Annotated in this window: 19 protein-coding genes and 1 pseudogene; 9 read left to right on the forward strand and 11 right to left on the reverse strand. The window is 52.2% G+C overall.

All coding sequences use genetic code 11. The annotated features are described in order from the left end of the window. Positions 1-19: 19 nt before the first annotated feature. Genes recG through gmk form a run of 5 tightly spaced genes read right to left on the reverse strand, consistent with a single transcriptional unit; the run spans position 20 to position 5,884 of the window. Complete coding sequence (gene recG / locus M4I31_RS00470; protein WP_085049112.1) at positions 20-2,101, reverse strand: ATP-dependent DNA helicase RecG; 2,082 nt, start codon at positions 2,099-2,101, stop codon at positions 20-22. A 5-nt stretch (positions 2,102-2,106) separates the two neighbouring features. Next, a complete protein-coding gene (gene trmH, locus M4I31_RS00475) occupies positions 2,107-2,796 on the reverse strand; it encodes a tRNA (guanosine(18)-2'-O)-methyltransferase TrmH (protein WP_042311553.1) in 690 nt (229 codons plus the stop codon). A 4-nt stretch (positions 2,797-2,800) separates the two neighbouring features. Beyond that, positions 2,801-4,912, reverse strand: a complete 2,112-nt coding sequence (gene spoT / locus M4I31_RS00480; RefSeq protein ID WP_038635422.1) for a bifunctional GTP diphosphokinase/guanosine-3',5'-bis pyrophosphate 3'-pyrophosphohydrolase — start codon at positions 4,910-4,912, stop codon at positions 2,801-2,803. A gap of 18 nt (positions 4,913-4,930) precedes the next feature. Then, positions 4,931-5,206 (reverse strand): DNA-directed RNA polymerase subunit omega, encoded by a 276-nt coding sequence (gene rpoZ / locus M4I31_RS00485; RefSeq protein WP_000135058.1) that lies wholly within the window; start codon positions 5,204-5,206, stop codon positions 4,931-4,933. 54 nt (positions 5,207-5,260) lie between these two features. After that, on the reverse strand, positions 5,261-5,884 hold the full coding sequence (gene gmk / locus M4I31_RS00490) for a guanylate kinase (RefSeq protein ID WP_038635416.1): 624 nt from the start codon (positions 5,882-5,884) through the stop codon (positions 5,261-5,263). Positions 5,885-6,145: 261 nt separating this feature from the next. Here gmk and ligB point away from each other — a divergent pair, with 261 nt between their 5' ends. Next, positions 6,146-7,825: an NAD-dependent DNA ligase LigB gene (ligB, locus tag M4I31_RS00495; protein WP_085049110.1), complete on the forward strand. Its 1,680-nt coding sequence runs from the start codon at positions 6,146-6,148 to the stop codon at positions 7,823-7,825. Here ligB and M4I31_RS00500 read toward each other — a convergent pair. Next, positions 7,822-8,439 carry a trimeric intracellular cation channel family protein gene (locus M4I31_RS00500; protein WP_038635410.1) on the reverse strand — a complete coding sequence of 206 codons (618 nt, stop codon included), beginning with the start codon at positions 8,437-8,439 and terminating at the stop codon, positions 7,822-7,824. The genes ligB and M4I31_RS00500 overlap by 4 nt on opposite strands. 443 nt (positions 8,440-8,882) lie before the next feature. Between M4I31_RS00500 and M4I31_RS00505 the strand changes: the two are divergent. Together M4I31_RS00505 and M4I31_RS00510 are read left to right on the forward strand one after the other, a co-directional pair. Beyond that, positions 8,883-9,554: pseudogene (locus tag M4I31_RS00505) on the forward strand (hypothetical protein). A gap of 13 nt (positions 9,555-9,567) precedes the next feature. Beyond that, a complete protein-coding gene (locus M4I31_RS00510) occupies positions 9,568-10,008 on the forward strand; it encodes a hypothetical protein (protein ID WP_085049109.1) in 441 nt (146 codons plus the stop codon). Between the two features lie 101 nt (positions 10,009-10,109). On the opposite strand, the gene M4I31_RS00515 is transcribed toward M4I31_RS00510, so the two are convergent. Beyond that, positions 10,110-10,973 (reverse strand): YicC/YloC family endoribonuclease, encoded by an 864-nt coding sequence (locus tag M4I31_RS00515; protein ID WP_006687630.1) that lies wholly within the window; start codon positions 10,971-10,973, stop codon positions 10,110-10,112. Positions 10,974-11,098: 125 nt separating this feature from the next. On the opposite strand from M4I31_RS00515, the gene rph reads away from it, so the two are divergent. Beyond that, a complete protein-coding gene (gene rph, locus M4I31_RS00520) occupies positions 11,099-11,815 on the forward strand; it encodes a ribonuclease PH (protein ID WP_003024054.1) in 717 nt (238 codons plus the stop codon). Between the two features lie 65 nt (positions 11,816-11,880). Next, a complete protein-coding gene (gene pyrE / locus M4I31_RS00525) occupies positions 11,881-12,522 on the forward strand; it encodes an orotate phosphoribosyltransferase (RefSeq protein ID WP_061066836.1) in 642 nt (213 codons plus the stop codon). 89 nt (positions 12,523-12,611) lie between these two features. Here pyrE and slmA read toward each other — a convergent pair whose 3' ends face one another. The 3 genes from slmA to coaBC all read right to left on the reverse strand — a co-directional run bounded on the left by slmA (position 12,612) and on the right by coaBC (position 14,981). Beyond that, positions 12,612-13,208, reverse strand: coding sequence for a nucleoid occlusion factor SlmA (gene slmA, locus M4I31_RS00530; RefSeq protein WP_003024060.1), 597 nt, complete (start codon positions 13,206-13,208; stop codon positions 12,612-12,614). Positions 13,209-13,324: 116 nt separating this feature from the next. Next, positions 13,325-13,783: a dUTP diphosphatase gene (gene dut, locus M4I31_RS00535; RefSeq protein ID WP_006687626.1), complete on the reverse strand. Its 459-nt coding sequence runs from the start codon at positions 13,781-13,783 to the stop codon at positions 13,325-13,327. After that, a complete protein-coding gene (coaBC, locus tag M4I31_RS00540) occupies positions 13,761-14,981 on the reverse strand; it encodes a bifunctional phosphopantothenoylcysteine decarboxylase/phosphopantothenate--cysteine ligase CoaBC (protein WP_087857269.1) in 1,221 nt (406 codons plus the stop codon). Before coaBC ends, dut begins: the two co-directional genes overlap by 23 nt. Before the next feature lie 171 nt (positions 14,982-15,152). On the opposite strand from coaBC, the gene radC reads away from it, so the two are divergent. The 4 genes from radC (at position 15,153) to mutM (ending at position 17,369) form a co-directional block, all read left to right on the forward strand. After that, the gene (radC, locus tag M4I31_RS00545) at positions 15,153-15,818 is read left to right on the forward strand and encodes a DNA repair protein RadC (protein WP_038635368.1); all 666 of its coding nucleotides are present in this window, start codon (positions 15,153-15,155) and stop codon (positions 15,816-15,818) included. A gap of 218 nt (positions 15,819-16,036) precedes the next feature. After that, on the forward strand, positions 16,037-16,273 hold the full coding sequence (gene rpmB, locus M4I31_RS00550) for a 50S ribosomal protein L28 (RefSeq protein WP_003024071.1): 237 nt from the start codon (positions 16,037-16,039) through the stop codon (positions 16,271-16,273). 20 nt (positions 16,274-16,293) lie between these two features. Beyond that, positions 16,294-16,461 carry a 50S ribosomal protein L33 gene (rpmG, locus tag M4I31_RS00555; protein WP_003024094.1) on the forward strand — a complete coding sequence of 56 codons (168 nt, stop codon included), beginning with the start codon at positions 16,294-16,296 and terminating at the stop codon, positions 16,459-16,461. 98 nt (positions 16,462-16,559) lie between these two features. Then, positions 16,560-17,369, forward strand: a complete 810-nt coding sequence (gene mutM / locus M4I31_RS00560) for a bifunctional DNA-formamidopyrimidine glycosylase/DNA-(apurinic or apyrimidinic site) lyase (RefSeq protein ID WP_038635364.1) — start codon at positions 16,560-16,562, stop codon at positions 17,367-17,369. A 48-nt stretch (positions 17,370-17,417) separates the two neighbouring features. Here mutM and coaD read toward each other — a convergent pair whose 3' ends face one another. Next, positions 17,418-17,897 (reverse strand): pantetheine-phosphate adenylyltransferase, encoded by a 480-nt coding sequence (gene coaD, locus M4I31_RS00565; RefSeq protein WP_003024099.1) that lies wholly within the window; start codon positions 17,895-17,897, stop codon positions 17,418-17,420. Positions 17,898-17,903: the final 6 nt, after the last annotated feature.

Here is a 17,903-nt window from a genome sequence, read left to right on the forward strand (position 1 = left end):
ATCCGCCGCGATAAATCGATTATGCGTTGGAGTAACGTTCGGTTTCCGGCATCCAGCGCTCTATCAGCGCGGCAGCCTGTTGCGGATAACGTTCGTGAATATGGCGGGCTATACGCTGAACTTCCGGAATCATGGCCTGATCGCGCAATAAATCCGCTACTTTGAATTCTGCCGTTCCGGTCTGGCGCGTACCTAACAGCTCGCCGGGTCCGCGGATCTCTAAATCTTTTTGTGCAATCACGAACCCGTCATTGCTGTCCCGCAGAACCTGCAGGCGTTTCTGCGCCGTTTTTGACAGCGGAGATTTGTAGAGCAGGACGCAGTGGGAAGCCACGGCGCCGCGGCCTACGCGGCCACGCAACTGGTGTAACTGCGCCAGGCCTAATCGCTCCGGGTTTTCAATGATCATCAGGCTGGCGTTCGGCACGTCCACACCCACTTCAATCACCGTGGTGGCGACCAGCAGATGTAATTCACCCTGCTTAAAGGCGGCCATCACCGACTGCTTCTCGGCGGGCTTCATGCGCCCATGCACCAGGCCAATATTCAGCTCTGGTAAGGCAAGCTTAAGTTCTTCCCACGTGGCTTCTGCCGCCTGCGCTTCTAATAAATCAGACTCTTCGATTAGTGTACAAACCCAGTACGCCTGACGCCCTTCGTGGGTGCAGGCGTTGCGCACACGGTCAATGATGTCGCTACGGCGGGTGTCGGGAATCGCCACTGTGGTGACCGGCGTACGCCCCGGCGGCAGTTCGTCAATGACGGACGTGTCGAGATCGGCATAGGCGGTCATGGCCAGAGTACGCGGGATCGGGGTGGCGGTCATAATGAGCTGGTGTGGGTGGAAACCCTGCTGCTTGCCTTTCTCCCACAGCGCCAGACGCTGATGCACGCCAAAACGGTGCTGTTCGTCGATAATCACCAGCGCCAGCCCGTTGAACTGAACTTGTTCCTGGAAAATTGCGTGTGTGCCGACAATCATCTGCACCTGACCGCTGGTGATGGCTTCCTGCTGTGCCTGGCGTGCTTTACCTTTTTGCTTACCCGCCAGCCAACCCACTTCAATGCCCAAAGGTTCGAACCAGTTGCGGAAATTATTTGCGTGCTGTTCAGCCAGTAATTCAGTGGGGGCCATCAGCGCCACCTGCTTACCATGCGCAATCGCACGCAGGGCGGCAAGTGCTGCAACCAGCGTTTTACCGGAACCGACATCGCCCTGCACCAGGCGCATCATTGGGACATCCAGCGCCATATCGCGTTCAATTTCGGCAGTGACCCGGGCCTGTGCGCCGGTTGGTTTAAAGGGGAGCGCCGCCAGCAGTTGATCTTTCAGCCGATTGTCAGGGCTCAGCGGTTGGGCGTGAAAACGTTGCGCCCCGGCGCGAAGCGCCAGCATGCTGAGATTGTGCGCCAGGAGTTCTTCCAGAATCAGGCGTCGCTGAGCCGGGTGTTGTCCGGTTTCAAGGTCGCTAAGCTGTAACGTCGGCGGCGGACGGTGTAATGTGCGCAACGCTTCCGGCAGGCTCATCATGCCTTGTAGTAACTCCGGAGGGAGCAACTCGGCAATGGCGCAGGTATCGAGCAGATCCAGCGCCTGATCGGTCAACTTGCGCAGCGTTGCCTGCTTAACGCCTTCCGTGGTCGGATACACCGGCGTGAGCGTTTCCTGCAGTTCCGGCGTGCTGAGATCGCCCTGTACGCGGTATTCCGGGTGGATCATTTCTGCGCCGTACTTGCCACGTTTCGCCTCGCCATAGGCCAGTACCCGACGCCCGGTGGCGAGGCTGTTTTTCATTGCTGCGCTGAAGTTGAAGAAGCGCATAGTGAGAATGCCGGAGCCATCGCTTATCTGGCAGGTCATCATCCGGCGGCCACCAAAAGTGATATTGCAGTTCAGCACTTCGCCTTCAACGGTGGCATAGACGCCCGGCAGCAGTTCGCCAATGGGGTACAGATGAGTACGGTCTTCGTAGCGCAGAGGGAGGTGGAGCAGGAGGTCCTGCACGGTGTGCAAGCCAATTTTCGCCAGTTTACTGCTTTGTGCTGCGCCAACGCCCGTCAGAGAGTTGAGCGGGATGGCATCCAGTAAACGGCCTTTCATCGCGATTATTTCGCAGACTGCATAGTGGCCCACCACGTTGCATCGGCTTCAATTTCGCCCTGCGTGTTTACGTGAGGGTAGGGAAGTCCTTTGCGCTTAGCGACATTCGCCAGCACCGGATAACCGCCTTCAAACAGCAAGCGCTGCTGTTCATCTTCCGGCAACATGCTGTTTTCTCGTCGGTACATGCCAGCATTTTGTCGCTGGCGCTGTGCTTCGTACAGAATCAGCGCAGAGGCAACTGAAACGTTCAGTGACTGTACCATGCCAATCATCGGAATGATGATGTCCTGGTCCGCCAGAGCGAGTGCTTCCTGAGTAATGCCGGTTTTTTCCTGGCCCATCAGGATGCAGGTCGGTCGCGTGTAATCAATCTCGCGGAAATCGACGGCTTTATCAGAGAGGTGGGTCGCCAGAACCTGCATGCCCTGGCTTTTTAACTGCGTGACCGCATCGCTAATGGTCGGGTGGGTTTTAACCTGCACCCAGCTGTTACTGCCCGCGGCAGAAGAAGCCATGGTACGCATACGGCTACCCGGCCAGACGGCGTGGACTTCATGTACGCCGACTGCGTCTGCGGTACGAATGATCGCAGAAACGTTATGAGGTTTATGGACCTGCTCCATGCAGACGGTCAGATCGGGCTGACGCCTGGCAAGCATTTCGCAAATGCGCTCATAGCGTTTTGAGTTCATATCTCTAGTTTCGGTTGCGGGTGACTTTAATCACGTCCGGCATGACGCGGATTTTGCGCATAATATTCGCCAGATGCACGCGATCGCGAGCGGTCAGGCGAATAAAGGCGCTATAAACACGACCGTCTTTCTCTTCAGTATTCAGACTTTGAATATTGGAGGTCGTCGTGTTGATTGCCGCCGTCAGGTTCGCCAGAGCACCCTGGTGGTTAAACATGTCCACCTTAATTTCGGTGATGAACTCCTGCTCTGTCTCTTTATCCCATTCCACCGCCATAAATTTCTCTGGCTCTTTCTGGTAGCCACGAATGTTACGGCAGGACTCATGGTGAATCACCAGACCTTTACCCGGACTGACGTGGGCAATGATCGGATCGCCTGGAATTGGACGACAGCATTTGGCAAAGGTGATCAGTACGCCGTCTGCGCCTTTGATCGGCAGATGACCATGACCAGATTGCGCAGGAACGTTCGCCGATGCTTCGCCCTGCTGAAGGTTTTTCGCTACCACCACGCTCATGGCGTTGCCAAGACCGATTTCCGCTAACAGATCGTCAAGCGTGGCGAGCTTCATACGCTCAAGCTCACGCTGGATACTTTCCTGCGGGATTTCAGCCAGTTTACGGCTACCACCCAGGGCATGGTTAAGCAGTCGACGCCCCAGACTGACGGAATCATCGCGCTTAAGGTTTTTCAGCAGTTGGCGAATTTTTGCTCGCGCTTTCGAGCTGACGACGAAGTTGAGCCATGCCGCATTCGGCCTGGCGCCCGGCGCGGTAATGATTTCAACGGTCTGACCGCTAAATAGCGGTTGGGAAAGCGGATAAGGCTGTCTGTCGACACGTGCGCCAACGCAGGCATGACCGATATCGGTATGTACCGCGTAGGCGAAGTCGACAGGCGTCGCACCGGCAGGCAGCTCGACAATGCGCCCTTCCGGTGTGAAAACATAAATCTCATCCGGGAAGAGATCAGATTTAACGCTTTCAATAAATTCAAATGAGCTACCGGCGCTTTGCTGCAGTTCCAGCAGGCTTTGCATCCAGCGTTGTGCGCGGATTTGTGCCGTGGTGCTGGTTTCGCCATGCTCTTTGTACGCCCAGTGTGCCGCGACCCCCATCTCCGCCATCTGGTCCATGTCTTCGGTACGAATTTGTACTTCAACAGGCACGCCGTGCGGGCCGATCATTGAGGTATGCAAAGACTGATATCCGTTCGCTTTGGGAATGGCGATATAGTCTTTCACGCGACCTGGACGCGGTTTGTACAGGCTGTGCATCTGGCCGAGTACGCGATAGCAGGTATCGGAGTCATGAACGATGACGCGGAAAGCGTAAATGTCCATGATCGAATGAAAACGCTGCTCTTTGAGCACCATTTTGCAGTAGATCGAGTACAGGTGTTTCTCGCGACCGCTTACGCGACACGGAATGCCTGCTTCCTGCAAACGCCCTTCGATCTCCGAGAGGATTTTTTGAATCATCTCTTTGCGGTTGCCGCGGGCGGCTTTTACCACTTCTTTAATCACGCGATAGCGGTTCGGGTACAGCGCTTCAAAACCCAGCTCTTCCAGCTCGGTTTTAATGTGATGAATACCTAAACGATGTGCCAGCGGACTGTAGATTTCGAGGGTTTCACGGGCGATGCGGCGGCGCTTATCGGGACGTAATGAGCCCAGCGTGCGCATATTGTGGGTACGGTCGGCAAGTTTGATGAGAATGACGCGGATATCCTGCACCATCGCCATAATCATCTTGCGAAAGTTTTCAGCTTGCGCCTCTTTCTTATCGCGAAACTTAAGCTTATCAAGCTTAGATACCCCTTCTACCAGCTCTGCAACGCTTTTACCAAAAAGCTGTTCCATGTCCTGGTAGGTGGCTGGGGTATCTTCAATCACGTCATGCAGCAGCGCAGCCATCAGCGTTTCGTAGTCGAGTTTCATCTCGGCCAGAATGCAGGCTACCGCTACGGGGTGCGTGATATAAGGTTCACCGCTTGAACGTGTCTGGCCCTCGTGAGCGTCACGTGCAACGAGATACGCCTGCCGAAGACGCTTAATCTGGTCTTCCGGCAGGTAGTTTTGAATCAGCTGATTCAGGCTTTCAAACAGATACAAGGGCGACCCGCTTTGTGATTAACGACGACCTTCAGCAATAGCGGTAACGGCTTGTAATTCAGCGGCTTCCTGCTCTTGCTGTTCCTGGCGCTCACGTACGTCGAGGATCTGGTTGTTGATCAGACCTTCTTCGATTTCGCGCAGCGCGATAACGGTAGTTTTATCGTTTTCTTCCGGTACGAGCGGATCCTTTCCGCCTACCTGCATCTGACGAGCGCGACGCGCGGCGACCAGTACCAGGTCAAAACGGTTACCAATTTTCTCTACAGCGTCCTGAACAGTTACGCGTGCCATACTTAAAATGCTCCACAGGTGAAGAAATGACTGGGCATGATACTGAATGTGGGTTCAGTCTGCCAACAGTTTGCTGATTAAAGCGTCATGACGCTGCTTTTGGCGGCTCATGCGCAGACGTTCGGCGCGAATGATGGTTTTCAAATCGCCCAGGGCGGTATCGAAATCATCGTTCACAATAAGATAATCATATTCGGCGTAATGGCTCATTTCTGCAACAGCTTGCGCCATACGTTTTGCGATCACGTCTTCGCTATCCTGACCTCGACCACGCAGACGGCGGTCCAGCTCAATCTTAGAGGGCGGCAAAATAAAAATACTGCGCGCATGCGGCATTTTTTCACGAATTTGCTGCGCACCTTGCCAGTCGATATCTAAAAAGACGTCTACGCCGGATGCTAATACTTGCTCAATGGCCTCACGCGAAGTGCCGTAGTAATTACCGAAAACCTCAGCGTGTTCCAGAAACGCGTCTCTGCCAATCATGGCTCTGAATTCGTCATGGTTCACAAAGAAATAGTGTTCACCATGCACTTCCCCCGGGCGCGGTGCGCGCGTGGTGTGCGAAACAGAAACCTGGGTGTCATACAACGGTTGGGTCTTTAATAAAGCCTGAATCAGGCTGGATTTACCCGCGCCACTGGGGGCAGAAACAATATAAAGCGTGCCTTGAGCCATGAGTATCTTAATGTATGTGATTGTCGAAAGAGAGCCTACATACGGGCTTATTATACACGTAGCCGCTATGTGACGTAGCCTTTGTCACACTTTTTGCGCATGTTTATTGCGTTTTGCGTACCCGTTTCCTGTTTTATCGGCAATTTGCAGCAACACGTGAAAATGTCAGGAAGGCTGCTCGCACGATGAATTTTTGTCGCTCTGTTTCGATGGCACTCCGCGCTATACCTGCCGGGAAACACATTGGTTAGCGGAGGCAGCATGAGGCTATGGAAATGCCTTGGCATAGTTTTACTGGTCTGGAATTTACCGGTTTGGGCGGTATGCCCTGCCTGGTCCCCAGCCCGGGCAAGCGAGGAAATTTCACGATTACAGCAGCAGATAACACAATGGAATGATAGTTACTGGAAACAGGGTGTCAGCGCCGTTGATGACAGCGTTTATGACCAGCTCAATGCGCAACTCATCCAATGGCAGCGCTGTTTTGGCGATGAAGCTCCACCTGATCTGTCTGCGCCCCCAATAAGTGGCACCGTCTCGCATCCAGTACCTCACACGGGGGTCCGCAAGCTGGCAGATAAGCAAGCGTTACAGCAATGGATGCGTGTGCGCAGCGATCTCTGGGTACAACCAAAGGTCGACGGCGTGGCGGTCACGCTGGTCTATCGCAATGGCAATCTGGTAAGAGCGATTAGCCGAGGTAATGGCCTGAAAGGTGAAGACTGGACGCAAAAGGTGCTGCGGATACCTTCCGTACCACACACTTCCAAAGGTCTGCTGGCAAACAGTACGTTGCAGGGTGAGATATTTTTACAGCAGGAAGGGCATATCCAGCAACAGAGCGGGGGAATGAATGCCCGCTCAAAGGTCGCTGGAATGATGATGCGCCAGAGCAACCCGGAATTGTTACGTTCGTTGGCTATTTTCATCTGGGCCTGGCCTGATGGTCCGGCGGTCATGTCGGAAAGGCTGGAACAACTCACTGCCGCCGGGTTCAGTTTCACGCAACGCTATACCCAGCCCGTGAAAAATGCGGACGATGTCGAGCATGCCCGTACCCGTTGGTGGACTTCGGCACTCCCTTTTGTGACGGATGGCGTCGTGGTGCGATCGGGGAAAGAACCGCAGGCGCGATACTGGTTACCTGGGCAGGGAGACTGGCTGGCGGCATGGAAATATCCGCCCGTGGCTCAGGTATCCGAGGTCACAGATATTCAGTTTTCAGTCGGTAAAAGTGGGAAAATTGCCGTAGTCGCGCTGCTGGCACCCGTCATGCTGGATGATAAACGCGTGCAACGCGTCAATATTGGCTCTGTACGCCGCTGGAATGAATGGGATATCGCGCCTGGAGATCGGATCCTGATAAGCCTGGCCGGACAGGGGATCCCGCGTATCGACGAAGTGGTCTGGCGTAGCACTCAACGCACTAAGCCAACGCCGCCTGTGGGACATTTCAATTCAATGACCTGCTTTTATGCCACGCCGGCGTGTTATGAGCAATTTATTGCCAGACTGGTTTGGCTGGGCGCGAAAGAAGTGCTGGAATTAGAAGGTATTGGTGAAGCGGGATGGCGTAACCTTCATCAGACGTATCACTTTGAACATATCTTTTCCTGGCTCGGATTAACTCAGGAGCAGCTCCGGTCCACATTAGGCGTAAGCAAAGGGGAGAAGATGTGGCATCAGTTCAACCTGTCGCGCCATCTTCCGTTCACACGTTGGGTTATAGCCATGGGAATACCGTTAACACAGGCAACGCTGAATGCCTGTCGGGATGCTTCGTGGCAACAATTGCAGGACCGTGATGAACAAAGCTGGCGACAACTCCCTTTAATGGGGGAGCGCCGGGCACGACAGATTATTCAGTGGCTGGAGGCCAGGGAGGTCATAGCGCTGAGCAACTGGCTGGCTGCTCAGCGTATTACGGGCTTTATGCCTTAATGGCCTTCATGGCGATAATAAAATACTGGCAGGCCCAACTTCAGGCGTAGCGCCAGTAAGCGGGCGGTAAAACCGAAGAGTAGGGTAGAGATAACCACCACATCGTGGCTGGAGACGTAATGTTGCAGCACGATGTAAAGCACGGCAGCGGCAAAAGAAACGCCAGCATATAGCTCTTTCTGGAACACCAACGGAATGCGTTTGCAGAACATGTCGCGTAACACGCCACCGAAGACGCCGGTAGTGACCGCAGCGACCACGGCGATAATCGGCCCGTGACCCATATCCAGCGCCACCTGTGCGCCAATAATAGAAAAGACCACCAGGCCCAGCGCATCCAGTACAAGGAATATTTTACGCAGGTAGGGCATGACAGGAGCAATAATGGTGGTGAGTACCGCAGCGGCCGCCACAATGATGACGTATTCAGGATGCTTTACCCAGCCAAGCGGATAGTGGCCGAGAAGAATGTCGCGTACTGAACCACCGCCAATGGCGGTCGCAGTGGCAATAATAATGACGCCAAATGTATCCATACGGCGACGTCCTGCCGCAAGCGCGCCGGTCATGGCTTCGGCAGTAATACCAATTAAATATAAAACGTGTAACAGCATGTATTCCCCCTGTTGTGCTGGGGGCTAAGGTTATCGATTTGTGCGCATTGTCACGATTGAGATTTTCTAAGGTGAATCGATTTTAATAACTACAGCTAATGCGAATTTGTCAGAAATGCGTTATGGCATGCTGTCTAAAGTGTGTGGTGTAATAATAAACGATGAGAAAATGTAATTCGAAGTGAAGGGGCGGAAGCGAAACGTCGGGAAAAACACGTAGTCCCGCCGTTTACTGGCGGGCTACGTATGATATTTCATCAAGCTATTACTCCTCGACCATAGGACAAGTTGACACGCCAGAAGCCATTAGGGAAGTCATCATGAGTAAACTCTGATATTCAGCGGCCTCTATTCTGAAAAATGGCCCCCTCAGCTATCGCTTCTATGTGTGTAGGGGCATTTACAGCAAAATCTTCAGCATTTAGTCAGTCGGAGTGGTAGATATGAGCGCCAGAGAAGAAATTCAGGATGGCAGAGAGGCTGGAATTTTAAGAAGTGGGATAATCTACACCGAAGTTTTGGGGTGGATAGATATGGGACATGCTCGAGGAGATGATGTTAGAAAGTTACTCTCGGATATGCACCAAGGCGAGCATTCAGGAAAGGATTATTACGATGTAAAATACACTCAAAGTATGGGAAGAGGAGGGCTTATAATTGGGAAGTTCATCAGATAGAGAATTAGAAAAGGGCGTAGCTTATTTGAACGATATAGTATAGCGCTTTCCATGATGATGGCGCTTGCTCATCGTTTTGAGGGTTTACAGTCAAATTTCCCCTTTTATCTTTACACCGACAGCGGTTTCAGTGGTGAGGATTTAGTATCCGATTTGCTGGGGTTCTACCGCGTAGTCTCATATAGTAACCCATTCCCGCTATTGCAACCCGTCAGCAAAGAGGAAGCCCTCAGACGTTGGGATTATTATGGTCCAATCGGCTCTTTTAAAAACACCTCATTCCAACCGATTTTATTTCCCGATCCGATGAAATCAGCTTTAGCTCTTCCTGTAAAAGGTGTTTTACCCTCATTCATGAGAACAGTGATACCTTACAGCGACTTTAGGTCTGGTAACGTTAAAATAGTTTGCAGAGATGGAACGGTCGTTAACTGGTAAAAAAGGGAAACATATGAAACAGGCAGTCATAATAGTACTGATGGTAATAGCTATATGTAGCTCTTATTTCTGGCCTAATATTAAAATGAGACTTGCATGTAACGCACAATATACAGAGTTTGATAAAGCCAAATATGATTATTACACTCCCCAGGTTTTTAAAAAAATGCCGAGAATATCCCAAGTATATGACTTTAATTATACGAACATTTCTGGCCCTAAGGCTGATGTATGGAGTGTGACGTTCCATGATACCAGGGATACGTGGAAAATTAGTGAATATCTCTCAATGGTGGGCTATGAAAAACAGGAAAAATGCGATATAGAGGCAGAATGCTGGCGCCTCAGGGGATCTGATGAAGTACTGACAGTCGTGAAGATGAACAGCAGCAACGCTGTTCGGGTTGATATTCTGAAGAGTCTTTATAACGACAAATATATGCCAGATAAATAAGTGTTCAATTTTATATAAGCCAGTACTTACTGGAGGTACGGATAGCCTGCATTGAGCAGGCTATCTAGTACGTTATGATAGCATAGGCATGGTACGCAAAATTACTCGATGTTCTGAATTTGCTCGCGCATTTGCTCGATCAAAACTTTCAGTTCAATTGCGGAGTTAGTCACTTCGGCATTGATAGACTTGGATGCCAGAGTGTTCGACTCACGGTTGAATTCCTGCATCATGAAGTCCAGACGACGGCCAACCGCCTCTTTTTTCTTCAGAATGTTGTAGGTTTCTTTGACGTGAGCTTCCAGGCGATCCAGTTCTTCAGCCACGTCGATACGTTGTGCCATCAGCACCAGCTCTTGCTCAAGGCGGTTATTTTCCAGTTGCACCTGAGCGTCTTCCAGTTTGGCCACCAGACGCTCACGCTGCCATTGTAGAATTTCCGGCATATGCGCACGTACCTTCGTCACTTCAGCGCTGACGCCTTCCAGACGCTGCTCGATCAGCGCCTTCAGCGCCTGACCTTCGGTTTCACGCGCAACGATAAAGTCATCCAGCGTACCGTCAAGCGCAGCGAGGATTTCGGCGGCAATGGCGTCCAGATCTTGCTCCTGGGCTGCCATTACGCCAGGCCAACGCAGGATATCAACCGGGTTAATTTCACCTTCATCACTCTGCATTTTGACCCAGTTAGCAGCACTCACGAGCTGTTTAGCGAGCTTTTCATTCAGAATCAGCTCGCCCTGAGCGCTGGCATCCGGCTCAAAACGCAGCGTACATTCGATCTTACCGCGCGTCAGACGCGTGCGGATGCGTTCGCGAACCACGGGTTCGAGACTACGGAACTGTTCCGGCAGGCGAAAATAAGTTTCCAGATAACGCTGGTTTACCGAGCGCATTTCCCAGGTTGCGCTACCCCATTCACCCTTGATTTCACGCCGGGCGTAGGCGGTCATGCTGCGGATCATAGACGTTCCTGTTTTTAAAGATGAGATGGGAGGATTATAGCCATCCACGTCTTGTCAGGATAGGAATAACCGTCGGAAGTCCGTATAATGCGCAGCCACATTCGTTTCAAGCCGGAGATTTTATCATGCGTCCAGCAGGTCGTAGTGCCAATCAGGTGCGTCCCGTCACCCTGACCCGTAATTATACAAAACACGCTGAAGGCTCCGTGCTGGTCGAATTTGGTGATACTAAAGTACTGTGTACCGCTTCTATCGATGAAGGCGTCCCACGTTTTCTGAAAGGTCAGGGCCAGGGCTGGATCACCGCAGAATATGGCATGCTGCCACGCGCCACGCACACCCGTAACGCCCGTGAAGCGGCGAAAGGTAAGCAGGGCGGTCGTACCATGGAAATCCAGCGTTTGATCGCCCGCGCACTTCGCGCTGCTGTTGACCTGAAGACGCTCGGTGAATTCACTATTACGCTGGACTGTGATGTTATTCAGGCAGATGGCGGTACGCGTACTGCATCGATTACTGGCGCATGCGTTGCGTTGGCGGATGCGCTGAACAAACTGGTGGCGAGCGGTAAGCTGAAAACTAACCCGATGAAAGGGATGGTAGCCGCGGTTTCCGTGGGCATTGTCAACGGTGAAGCGCTCTGTGACCTCGAGTACGTTGAGGACTCTGCCGCAGAAACTGACATGAACGTGGTGATGACTGAAGATGGTCGCATTATTGAGGTGCAGGGCACGGCGGAAGGTGAGCCGTTCAGCCATGAAGAACTTCTCACCCTACTGGCATTGGCCCGAGGGGGAATCGAATCCATTGTAGCGACGCAGAAGGCGGCGTTAGAAAATTGATTTTAAAGGCGACTGAAGAGTCGCCTTTTTTTTGTCTGTAATAAAGTGAGATGAGGAGCGAATCCATGAAACCGTATCAGCGCCAGTTTATTGAGTTTGCGCTTAGCAAGCAGGTACTAAAGTTTGGCGAATTTACGTTGAAATCCGGGCGCAAAAGCCCCTATTTCTTCAACGCCGGGCTATTTAATACCGGGCGCGATCTGGCACTGCTAGGCCGTTTTTATGCCGAAGCGCTGGTGGATTCCGGCATCGAGTTCGATTTGCTGTTTGGCCCAGCCTACAAAGGTATTCCGATTGCGACCACCACCGCCGTTGCGCTGGCGGAACACCACGATAAAGATTTACCGTACTGCTTTAACCGTAAAGAGGCGAAGACCCATGGTGAAGGCGGTAATCTGGTAGGTAGCGCACTTGAGGGGCGTGTCATGCTGGTGGATGATGTTATCACCGCGGGAACAGCAATTCGTGAGTCGATGGAGATTATTCAGGCTAATGGCGCTACGCTTGCTGGGGTACTGATTTCTCTTGATCGTCAGGAACGCGGTCGTGGCGAGATTTCAGCGATTCAGGAAGTGGAACGTGATTATGGTTGCAAGGTAATTTCGATCATTACCCTGAAAGACCTGATTGCGTATCTGGAAGAGAAGCCTGAGATGGCAGAACATTTGGCAGCAGTGCGGGCATACCGAGAAGAGTTTGGGGTTTAATCGTCGCTGAATTGCCCGGTGGCGTTAAGCTTACCGGGCCTACGGGTTGCACAGGCCGGATAAGACAAAGTCGCCATCCGGCAATCGTGTTACTGCAATTGAGCGGCAACCAGCGGCCAGCGGGTGTCAAAATCATCCGTTGGTCGATACTTAAATTCGCTACGTACAAACCGGGACAACATTCCTTCGCAGAAAGCCAGTAACTGGCTGGCCAGCAGCGTTTCATCCACCGTGTAACCTTCGCCTTCACGCATTCTTTTTTCGCGCAGAACCTGGCGTAACTGGGCCTCAATACGTTCGAAAAGCTGGTTAATGCGGCCTTGCAGACGATCCTGTTCAAACATGAGCGCATGCCCGGTCAGAATGCGCGTCAGACCGGGGTTACGTTCACCGAAGCCTAAAATCAGCAGAACGATCAGACGCAGACGTGCGCTGGTGTCCTTTTCATCTTTTAAGATCAGATTGATACGGGTAATCAGACTATCTTCGATAAACTCAATCAGGCTATCGAACATGCGGGTCTTGCTGGGAAAATGGCGATACAACGCCGCTTCGGAAACGCCTACAGAGGCTGCCAGTTTCGCTGTCGTGATGCGTTGGCTTCCATCGCTGGACTCAAGCATCAGTGCCAGAGACTGAAGTATTTCTTCGCGACGATTCCTTTTCGCAGTTTGCTTTTCTACCATGTTACAAAATACCCCTGAAAATAAGCTCTTGCCAGGCAGGCATCCACACAGCGACCGCAAACGGCTGTTTGCGGTGTGTTATTGCGTTATTACGCTGTGGGATACTTTTCTGCGGGTTACTTGCGCCCGGAATGGCCGAAGCCACCTTCGCCACGATCGGTGGCTTCAAACTCTTCCACCAGATTAAATTCAGCCTGCACGACCGGTACAAATACCATCTGCGCGATACGTTCGCCCGGTTCAATTGTGAAGCTGTCCTGGCCACGGTTCCAGATAGATACCATCAATTGTCCTTGATAGTCGGAATCAATCAGGCCGACCAGGTTGCCCAGTACGATGCCGTGCTTATGGCCCAGCCCGGAACGTGGCAACATCACCGCCGCCAGAGAGGGATCGGCAATGTGGATGGCTAACCCGGTTGGCACCAGCGTAGTTGCACCTGGCGCCAGCTCTACGGCGTCATCAAGACAAGCACGCAGGTCAAGCCCGGCAGAGCCAGAAGTGGCGTACGTCGGGAGTGGAAATTGTTGCCCTACGCGCGGGTCCAGAATCTTAACGTCGATTTTTTTCATCATAACGGGTCACGATCTCGTCGAGTAATAATTGGCCCAGGAGTTCTTTACGCTCAAGCGGTAAGATTTTATCTCCATCCTGCCAAAAAAGGTGTAATGCGTTGCTGTCGCTGTTAAACCCTTGATTTGATAGCGAAACGTCGTTAGCACAGATCACATCAAGGTTTTTGCGGATGCGTTTTTGCCGGGCATATTCTTCCACATTATTTGTTTCGGCGGCAAACCCAACGACAAAAGGACGATTAGCATCCAGTGCGGCAACACCGGCGATAATATCCGGGTTTTTGACCATTTTTACTGTTAATTCATCACCCTGCGTCGCCTGTTTTTTGATTTTTTCGGGGGCGACGGTCTCGGCGCGATAATCAGCGACTGCGGCGCAGCCGATAAAAATATGCTGTTGTTGCACCACAGATTGCACGGCGGCTTGCATCTCCAGTGCGGTCATCACATCAATGCGCTGCACAAATGGCGGTGTGGGTAACGAAACAGGTCCCGACACCAGCGTGACGTTTGCCCCGCGTTTTGCGGCTGCGGCTGCGATAGCAAATCCCATTTTTCCGGAGCTGTGATTGGAAATGTAACGCACGGGATCCAGCGGTTCACGCGTCGGGCCCGCCGTAATCATGATATTGAGATGTTGCAGATCGTTGACAGGCGAGAAATGTTCTGCGGCCATATCGACAATCGTCAACGGATCCAGCATGCGTCCAGGACCGACATCGCCACATGCCTGGCTACCACTGTCAGGACCCCAAATGAGCAAACCTCGCGAGGCAAGAATGCTCAGATTGTGCTGGGTCGCGGCAGCGCGGTACATCTGCTGGTTCATGGCTGGCAGCACAGCAACAGGAGCAGGCGTTGCCAGACAAATCGTTGAAACCAGATCGTTAGCCATCCCCGCGGCGACGCGGGCAATCAGGTCTGCCGTAGCAGGCGCCAAAATAACCAGGTCGGCCCATTTCCCCAGCTCAATGTGGCCCATCGCGGCTTCGGCGGCGGGGTCAAGCAGGCTGTCGGAAACGGGATAACCCGAAACCGCTTGTAAGCTCAGGGGAGTAATAAACGCTTTTGCCGCTTCGGTCATCGCCACGCGGACGTCAGCGCCGCGTTCCCGTAAACGACGCACCAGTTCAGGGGTTTTGTACGCAGCAATGCCGCCACTGACGCCAAGTACGATTTTTTTACCGGCCAGGCTCATCATGATCTTTCCTGTTGGGTTTCACCAGAAGGCGGATATTTTATCACAATCCGCAATGAGTCGTGCTTTTGCCCGCGCTTCAGTTTGCGAGCCGCTACGAAGAAGTGATAACAGAGCGTCGATTCGCGACAAGCGTTATGCCACTATGCGGACGCGAAAGGAGGGGAAAGCATGGAAAATACAGGACGTATGATGCCCCGGGAAAAGCTGTTGGCGCAGGGGGCTGGTTCACTTAGCGATGTTGAGCTACTGGCGCTTTTTTTACGCACCGGGATTCTGGGTAAAGATGTGCTGACGTTGGCAAAAGAGTTGATCCAGCATTTTGGTTCGCTGTATGGCCTGTTATCAGCAGACTATATGGCGTTTAGCCACGTTCACGGCATTGGCCTGGCGAAGTATGCGCAGCTTAAAGGGATTGCCGAACTGGCAAGGCGCTACCATAACGTGCGAGTGATGGAAGAGCGCGCGTTACTTAGTCCGGAAATGGCGCGAGAATTTCTGCAAAGCCAGCTCGCGCAAGAGGAACGCGAGATCTTTCTGGTGATCTTTATGGATTCTCAACATCGTGTGATTAAACACAGCAAACTTTTTTCCGGCACGCTTAGCCATGTTGAGGTGCATCCACGAGAAATTGTGCGTGAAGCGATAAAAATGAATGCGTCAGCGGTGATCCTTGCCCATAATCACCCTTCGGGTTGTGCAGAGCCGAGTAAAGCAGATAAACTCATCACCGAGCGTGTTGTGAAATGCTGTCAGTTCATGGATATCCGGGTGCTTGATCATCTGGTCATTGGGCGCGGAGAGTACGTTTCTTTTGCGGAACGCGGTTGGATTTAACGCACTTTACGCGATCCATCGGGATCTTTGTCTGTTCGGGACTTGAGCATAACGCCGGGTCAGCGTATACTACGCCACCTTTGAGAATCTCGGGTTTGGCATTTGGGCCTGGCAATCGAGAGTTCACTTAGAACTACGCGATGACCGGGCTGTAAAGCCTGACGAGGCGCCGATACCCCATACGAAGCTCGAGCTAATTTGATTTTTGGAGAATAGACATGTCCCGAGTCTGCCAAGTTACTGGCAAGCGTCCGGTGACCGGTAACAACCGTTCCCACGCACTGAACGCGACTAAACGCCGTTTCCTGCCTAACCTGCACTCTCACCGTTTCTGGGTTGAGAGCGAAAAGCGTTTTGTCACCCTGCGTGTATCTGCTAAAGGTATGCGTGTTATTGATAAGAAAGGCATCGAAACAGTTCTGTCTGAACTGCGTGCCCGTGGCGAAAAGTACTAAGTACTAAGAGGAAATAAATCATGGCTAAAGGTATTCGTGAGAAAATCAAGCTGGTTTCTTCTGCTGGTACTGGTCACTTCTATACCACTACGAAGAACAAACGTACTAAGCCGGAAAAACTGGAACTGAAAAAATTCGATCCAGTTGTCCGTCAGCACGTTCTCTACAAAGAAGCGAAAATCAAGTAATTCTCGCTTTGATGTAATAAAAAACCTCGCTTCGGCGGGGTTTTTTGTTTTCTGGCCGTCCCCATATTAATGTGACCTGATACATCGCCGGAGATACTATGCCTGAATTACCTGAAGTCGAAACCAGCCGCCGCGGTATTGAGCCGCATCTGGTTGGGGCAACGATTATGCATGCGACTGTGCGTAACGGTCGTTTGCGTTGGCCGGTATCCGAGGAAATCTACCGGTTGAGTGATAAACCCGTTCTCAGCGTACAGCGGCGCGCGAAATACCTGTTGCTGGAACTGTCGGATGGTTGGATTATCATTCATCTGGGGATGTCGGGTAGTTTGCGTATCCTTCCTGAAGAGCTTCCGGCAGAAAAGCATGACCACGTCGACTTAGTGATGAGTAACGGCAAAGTTCTGCGCTATACCGATCCTCGCCGTTTTGGCGCCTGGCTGTGGACGACAGAGCTCGATGGGCATAATGTTCTCGCTCATCTTGGACCAGAGCCACTGAGCGACGATTTCAACGCCAGTTATCTGCAGCAGAAATGCGCGAAGAAGAAAACCGCGATTAAACCCTGGCTGATGGATAACAAGCTGGTGGTGGGGGTAGGTAATATCTATGCCAGCGAGTCGCTGTTTGCAGCGGGTATCCATCCTGATCGTCTGGCGTCATCTTTGTCGCAGGATGAGTGCGAACTACTGGTGCGCGTCATTAAGGCGGTTTTGCTGCGTTCGATCGAACAGGGTGGAACGACGCTGAAGGACTTCCTGCAAAGCGACGGTAAGCCGGGCTATTTTGCCCAGGAACTGCAGGTCTATGGGAGAGAAGGCGAACCCTGTCGCGTATGCGGCGCGCCGATCATTGCGACAAAACACGCCCAGCGTACGACGTTCTACTGCCGTCGCTGTCAGAAATAACATTCGTTGCTGGCCGGATAAGCTGTATGTCTTATCCGGCCAGACGTATTACTTTAGTTTACTCATTAACGCCTGATGGACGTTTTCCGGCAGAAAGTGCGTCACATCTCCCTGGTGGCGGGCGACTTCTTTCACCAGTGACGATGAGATAAATGACCACTCTTTAGACGGCATCAGAAAGACGCTTTCCAGTTGCGGCATCAGGTGGCGGTTCATGTGGGCCAACTGCATTTCATACTCAAAATCTGCTACCGCGCGCAGGCCACGGATCAGAATGTTAGCCTGATTATCACGGGCAAAGTTTGCCATTAAGTCGCTGAATCCCAGAACTTCCACATTGCCGAGATGCGCCGTTGCCTGTTGCGCCAGTTCGACGCGTTCTTCAAGGGTAAACATCGGTTTTTTACTGGGACTTGCGGCAATCGCCAGGATCACGTGATCGAACATGCTGGTCGCACGCGTCACGATATCAAGATGGCCGTTAGTTATGGGATCAAAGGTTCCTGGATAAATCGCCCGTTTTTGCATGATTTG

The organism is Citrobacter sp. XT1-2-2 (assembly GCF_023516235.1).
GTDB classification, from domain to species: domain Bacteria; phylum Pseudomonadota; class Gammaproteobacteria; order Enterobacterales; family Enterobacteriaceae; genus Citrobacter; species Citrobacter werkmanii.

Excerpts from the sequence above, each read along its gene's own strand:
- recG (WP_085049112.1), bottom strand. The coding sequence starts at position 2,101 with ATGAAAGGCCGTTTACTGGATGCCATCCCGCTCAACTCTCTGACGGGC.
- trmH (WP_042311553.1), bottom strand. The coding sequence starts at position 2,796 with ATGAACTCAAAACGCTATGAGCGCATTTGCGAAATGCTTGCCAGGCGT.
- rpoZ (WP_000135058.1), bottom strand. The coding sequence starts at position 5,206 with ATGGCACGCGTAACTGTTCAGGACGCTGTAGAGAAAATTGGTAACCGT.
- gmk (WP_038635416.1), bottom strand. The coding sequence starts at position 5,884 with ATGGCTCAAGGCACGCTTTATATTGTTTCTGCCCCCAGTGGCGCGGGT.
- ligB (WP_085049110.1), top strand. The coding sequence starts at position 6,146 with ATGAGGCTATGGAAATGCCTTGGCATAGTTTTACTGGTCTGGAATTTA.
- M4I31_RS00500 (WP_038635410.1), bottom strand. The coding sequence starts at position 8,439 with ATGCTGTTACACGTTTTATATTTAATTGGTATTACTGCCGAAGCCATG.
- M4I31_RS00510 (WP_085049109.1), top strand. The coding sequence starts at position 9,568 with ATGAAACAGGCAGTCATAATAGTACTGATGGTAATAGCTATATGTAGC.
- M4I31_RS00515 (WP_006687630.1), bottom strand. The coding sequence starts at position 10,973 with ATGATCCGCAGCATGACCGCCTACGCCCGGCGTGAAATCAAGGGTGAA.
- rph (WP_003024054.1), top strand. The coding sequence starts at position 11,099 with ATGCGTCCAGCAGGTCGTAGTGCCAATCAGGTGCGTCCCGTCACCCTG.
- pyrE (WP_061066836.1), top strand. The coding sequence starts at position 11,881 with ATGAAACCGTATCAGCGCCAGTTTATTGAGTTTGCGCTTAGCAAGCAG.
- slmA (WP_003024060.1), bottom strand. The coding sequence starts at position 13,208 with ATGGTAGAAAAGCAAACTGCGAAAAGGAATCGTCGCGAAGAAATACTT.
- dut (WP_006687626.1), bottom strand. The coding sequence starts at position 13,783 with ATGATGAAAAAAATCGACGTTAAGATTCTGGACCCGCGCGTAGGGCAA.
- coaBC (WP_087857269.1), bottom strand. The coding sequence starts at position 14,981 with ATGAGCCTGGCCGGTAAAAAAATCGTACTTGGCGTCAGTGGCGGCATT.
- radC (WP_038635368.1), top strand. The coding sequence starts at position 15,153 with ATGGAAAATACAGGACGTATGATGCCCCGGGAAAAGCTGTTGGCGCAG.
- rpmB (WP_003024071.1), top strand. The coding sequence starts at position 16,037 with ATGTCCCGAGTCTGCCAAGTTACTGGCAAGCGTCCGGTGACCGGTAAC.
- rpmG (WP_003024094.1), top strand. The coding sequence starts at position 16,294 with ATGGCTAAAGGTATTCGTGAGAAAATCAAGCTGGTTTCTTCTGCTGGT.
- mutM (WP_038635364.1), top strand. The coding sequence starts at position 16,560 with ATGCCTGAATTACCTGAAGTCGAAACCAGCCGCCGCGGTATTGAGCCG.
- coaD (WP_003024099.1), bottom strand. The coding sequence starts at position 17,897 with ATGCAAAAACGGGCGATTTATCCAGGAACCTTTGATCCCATAACTAAC.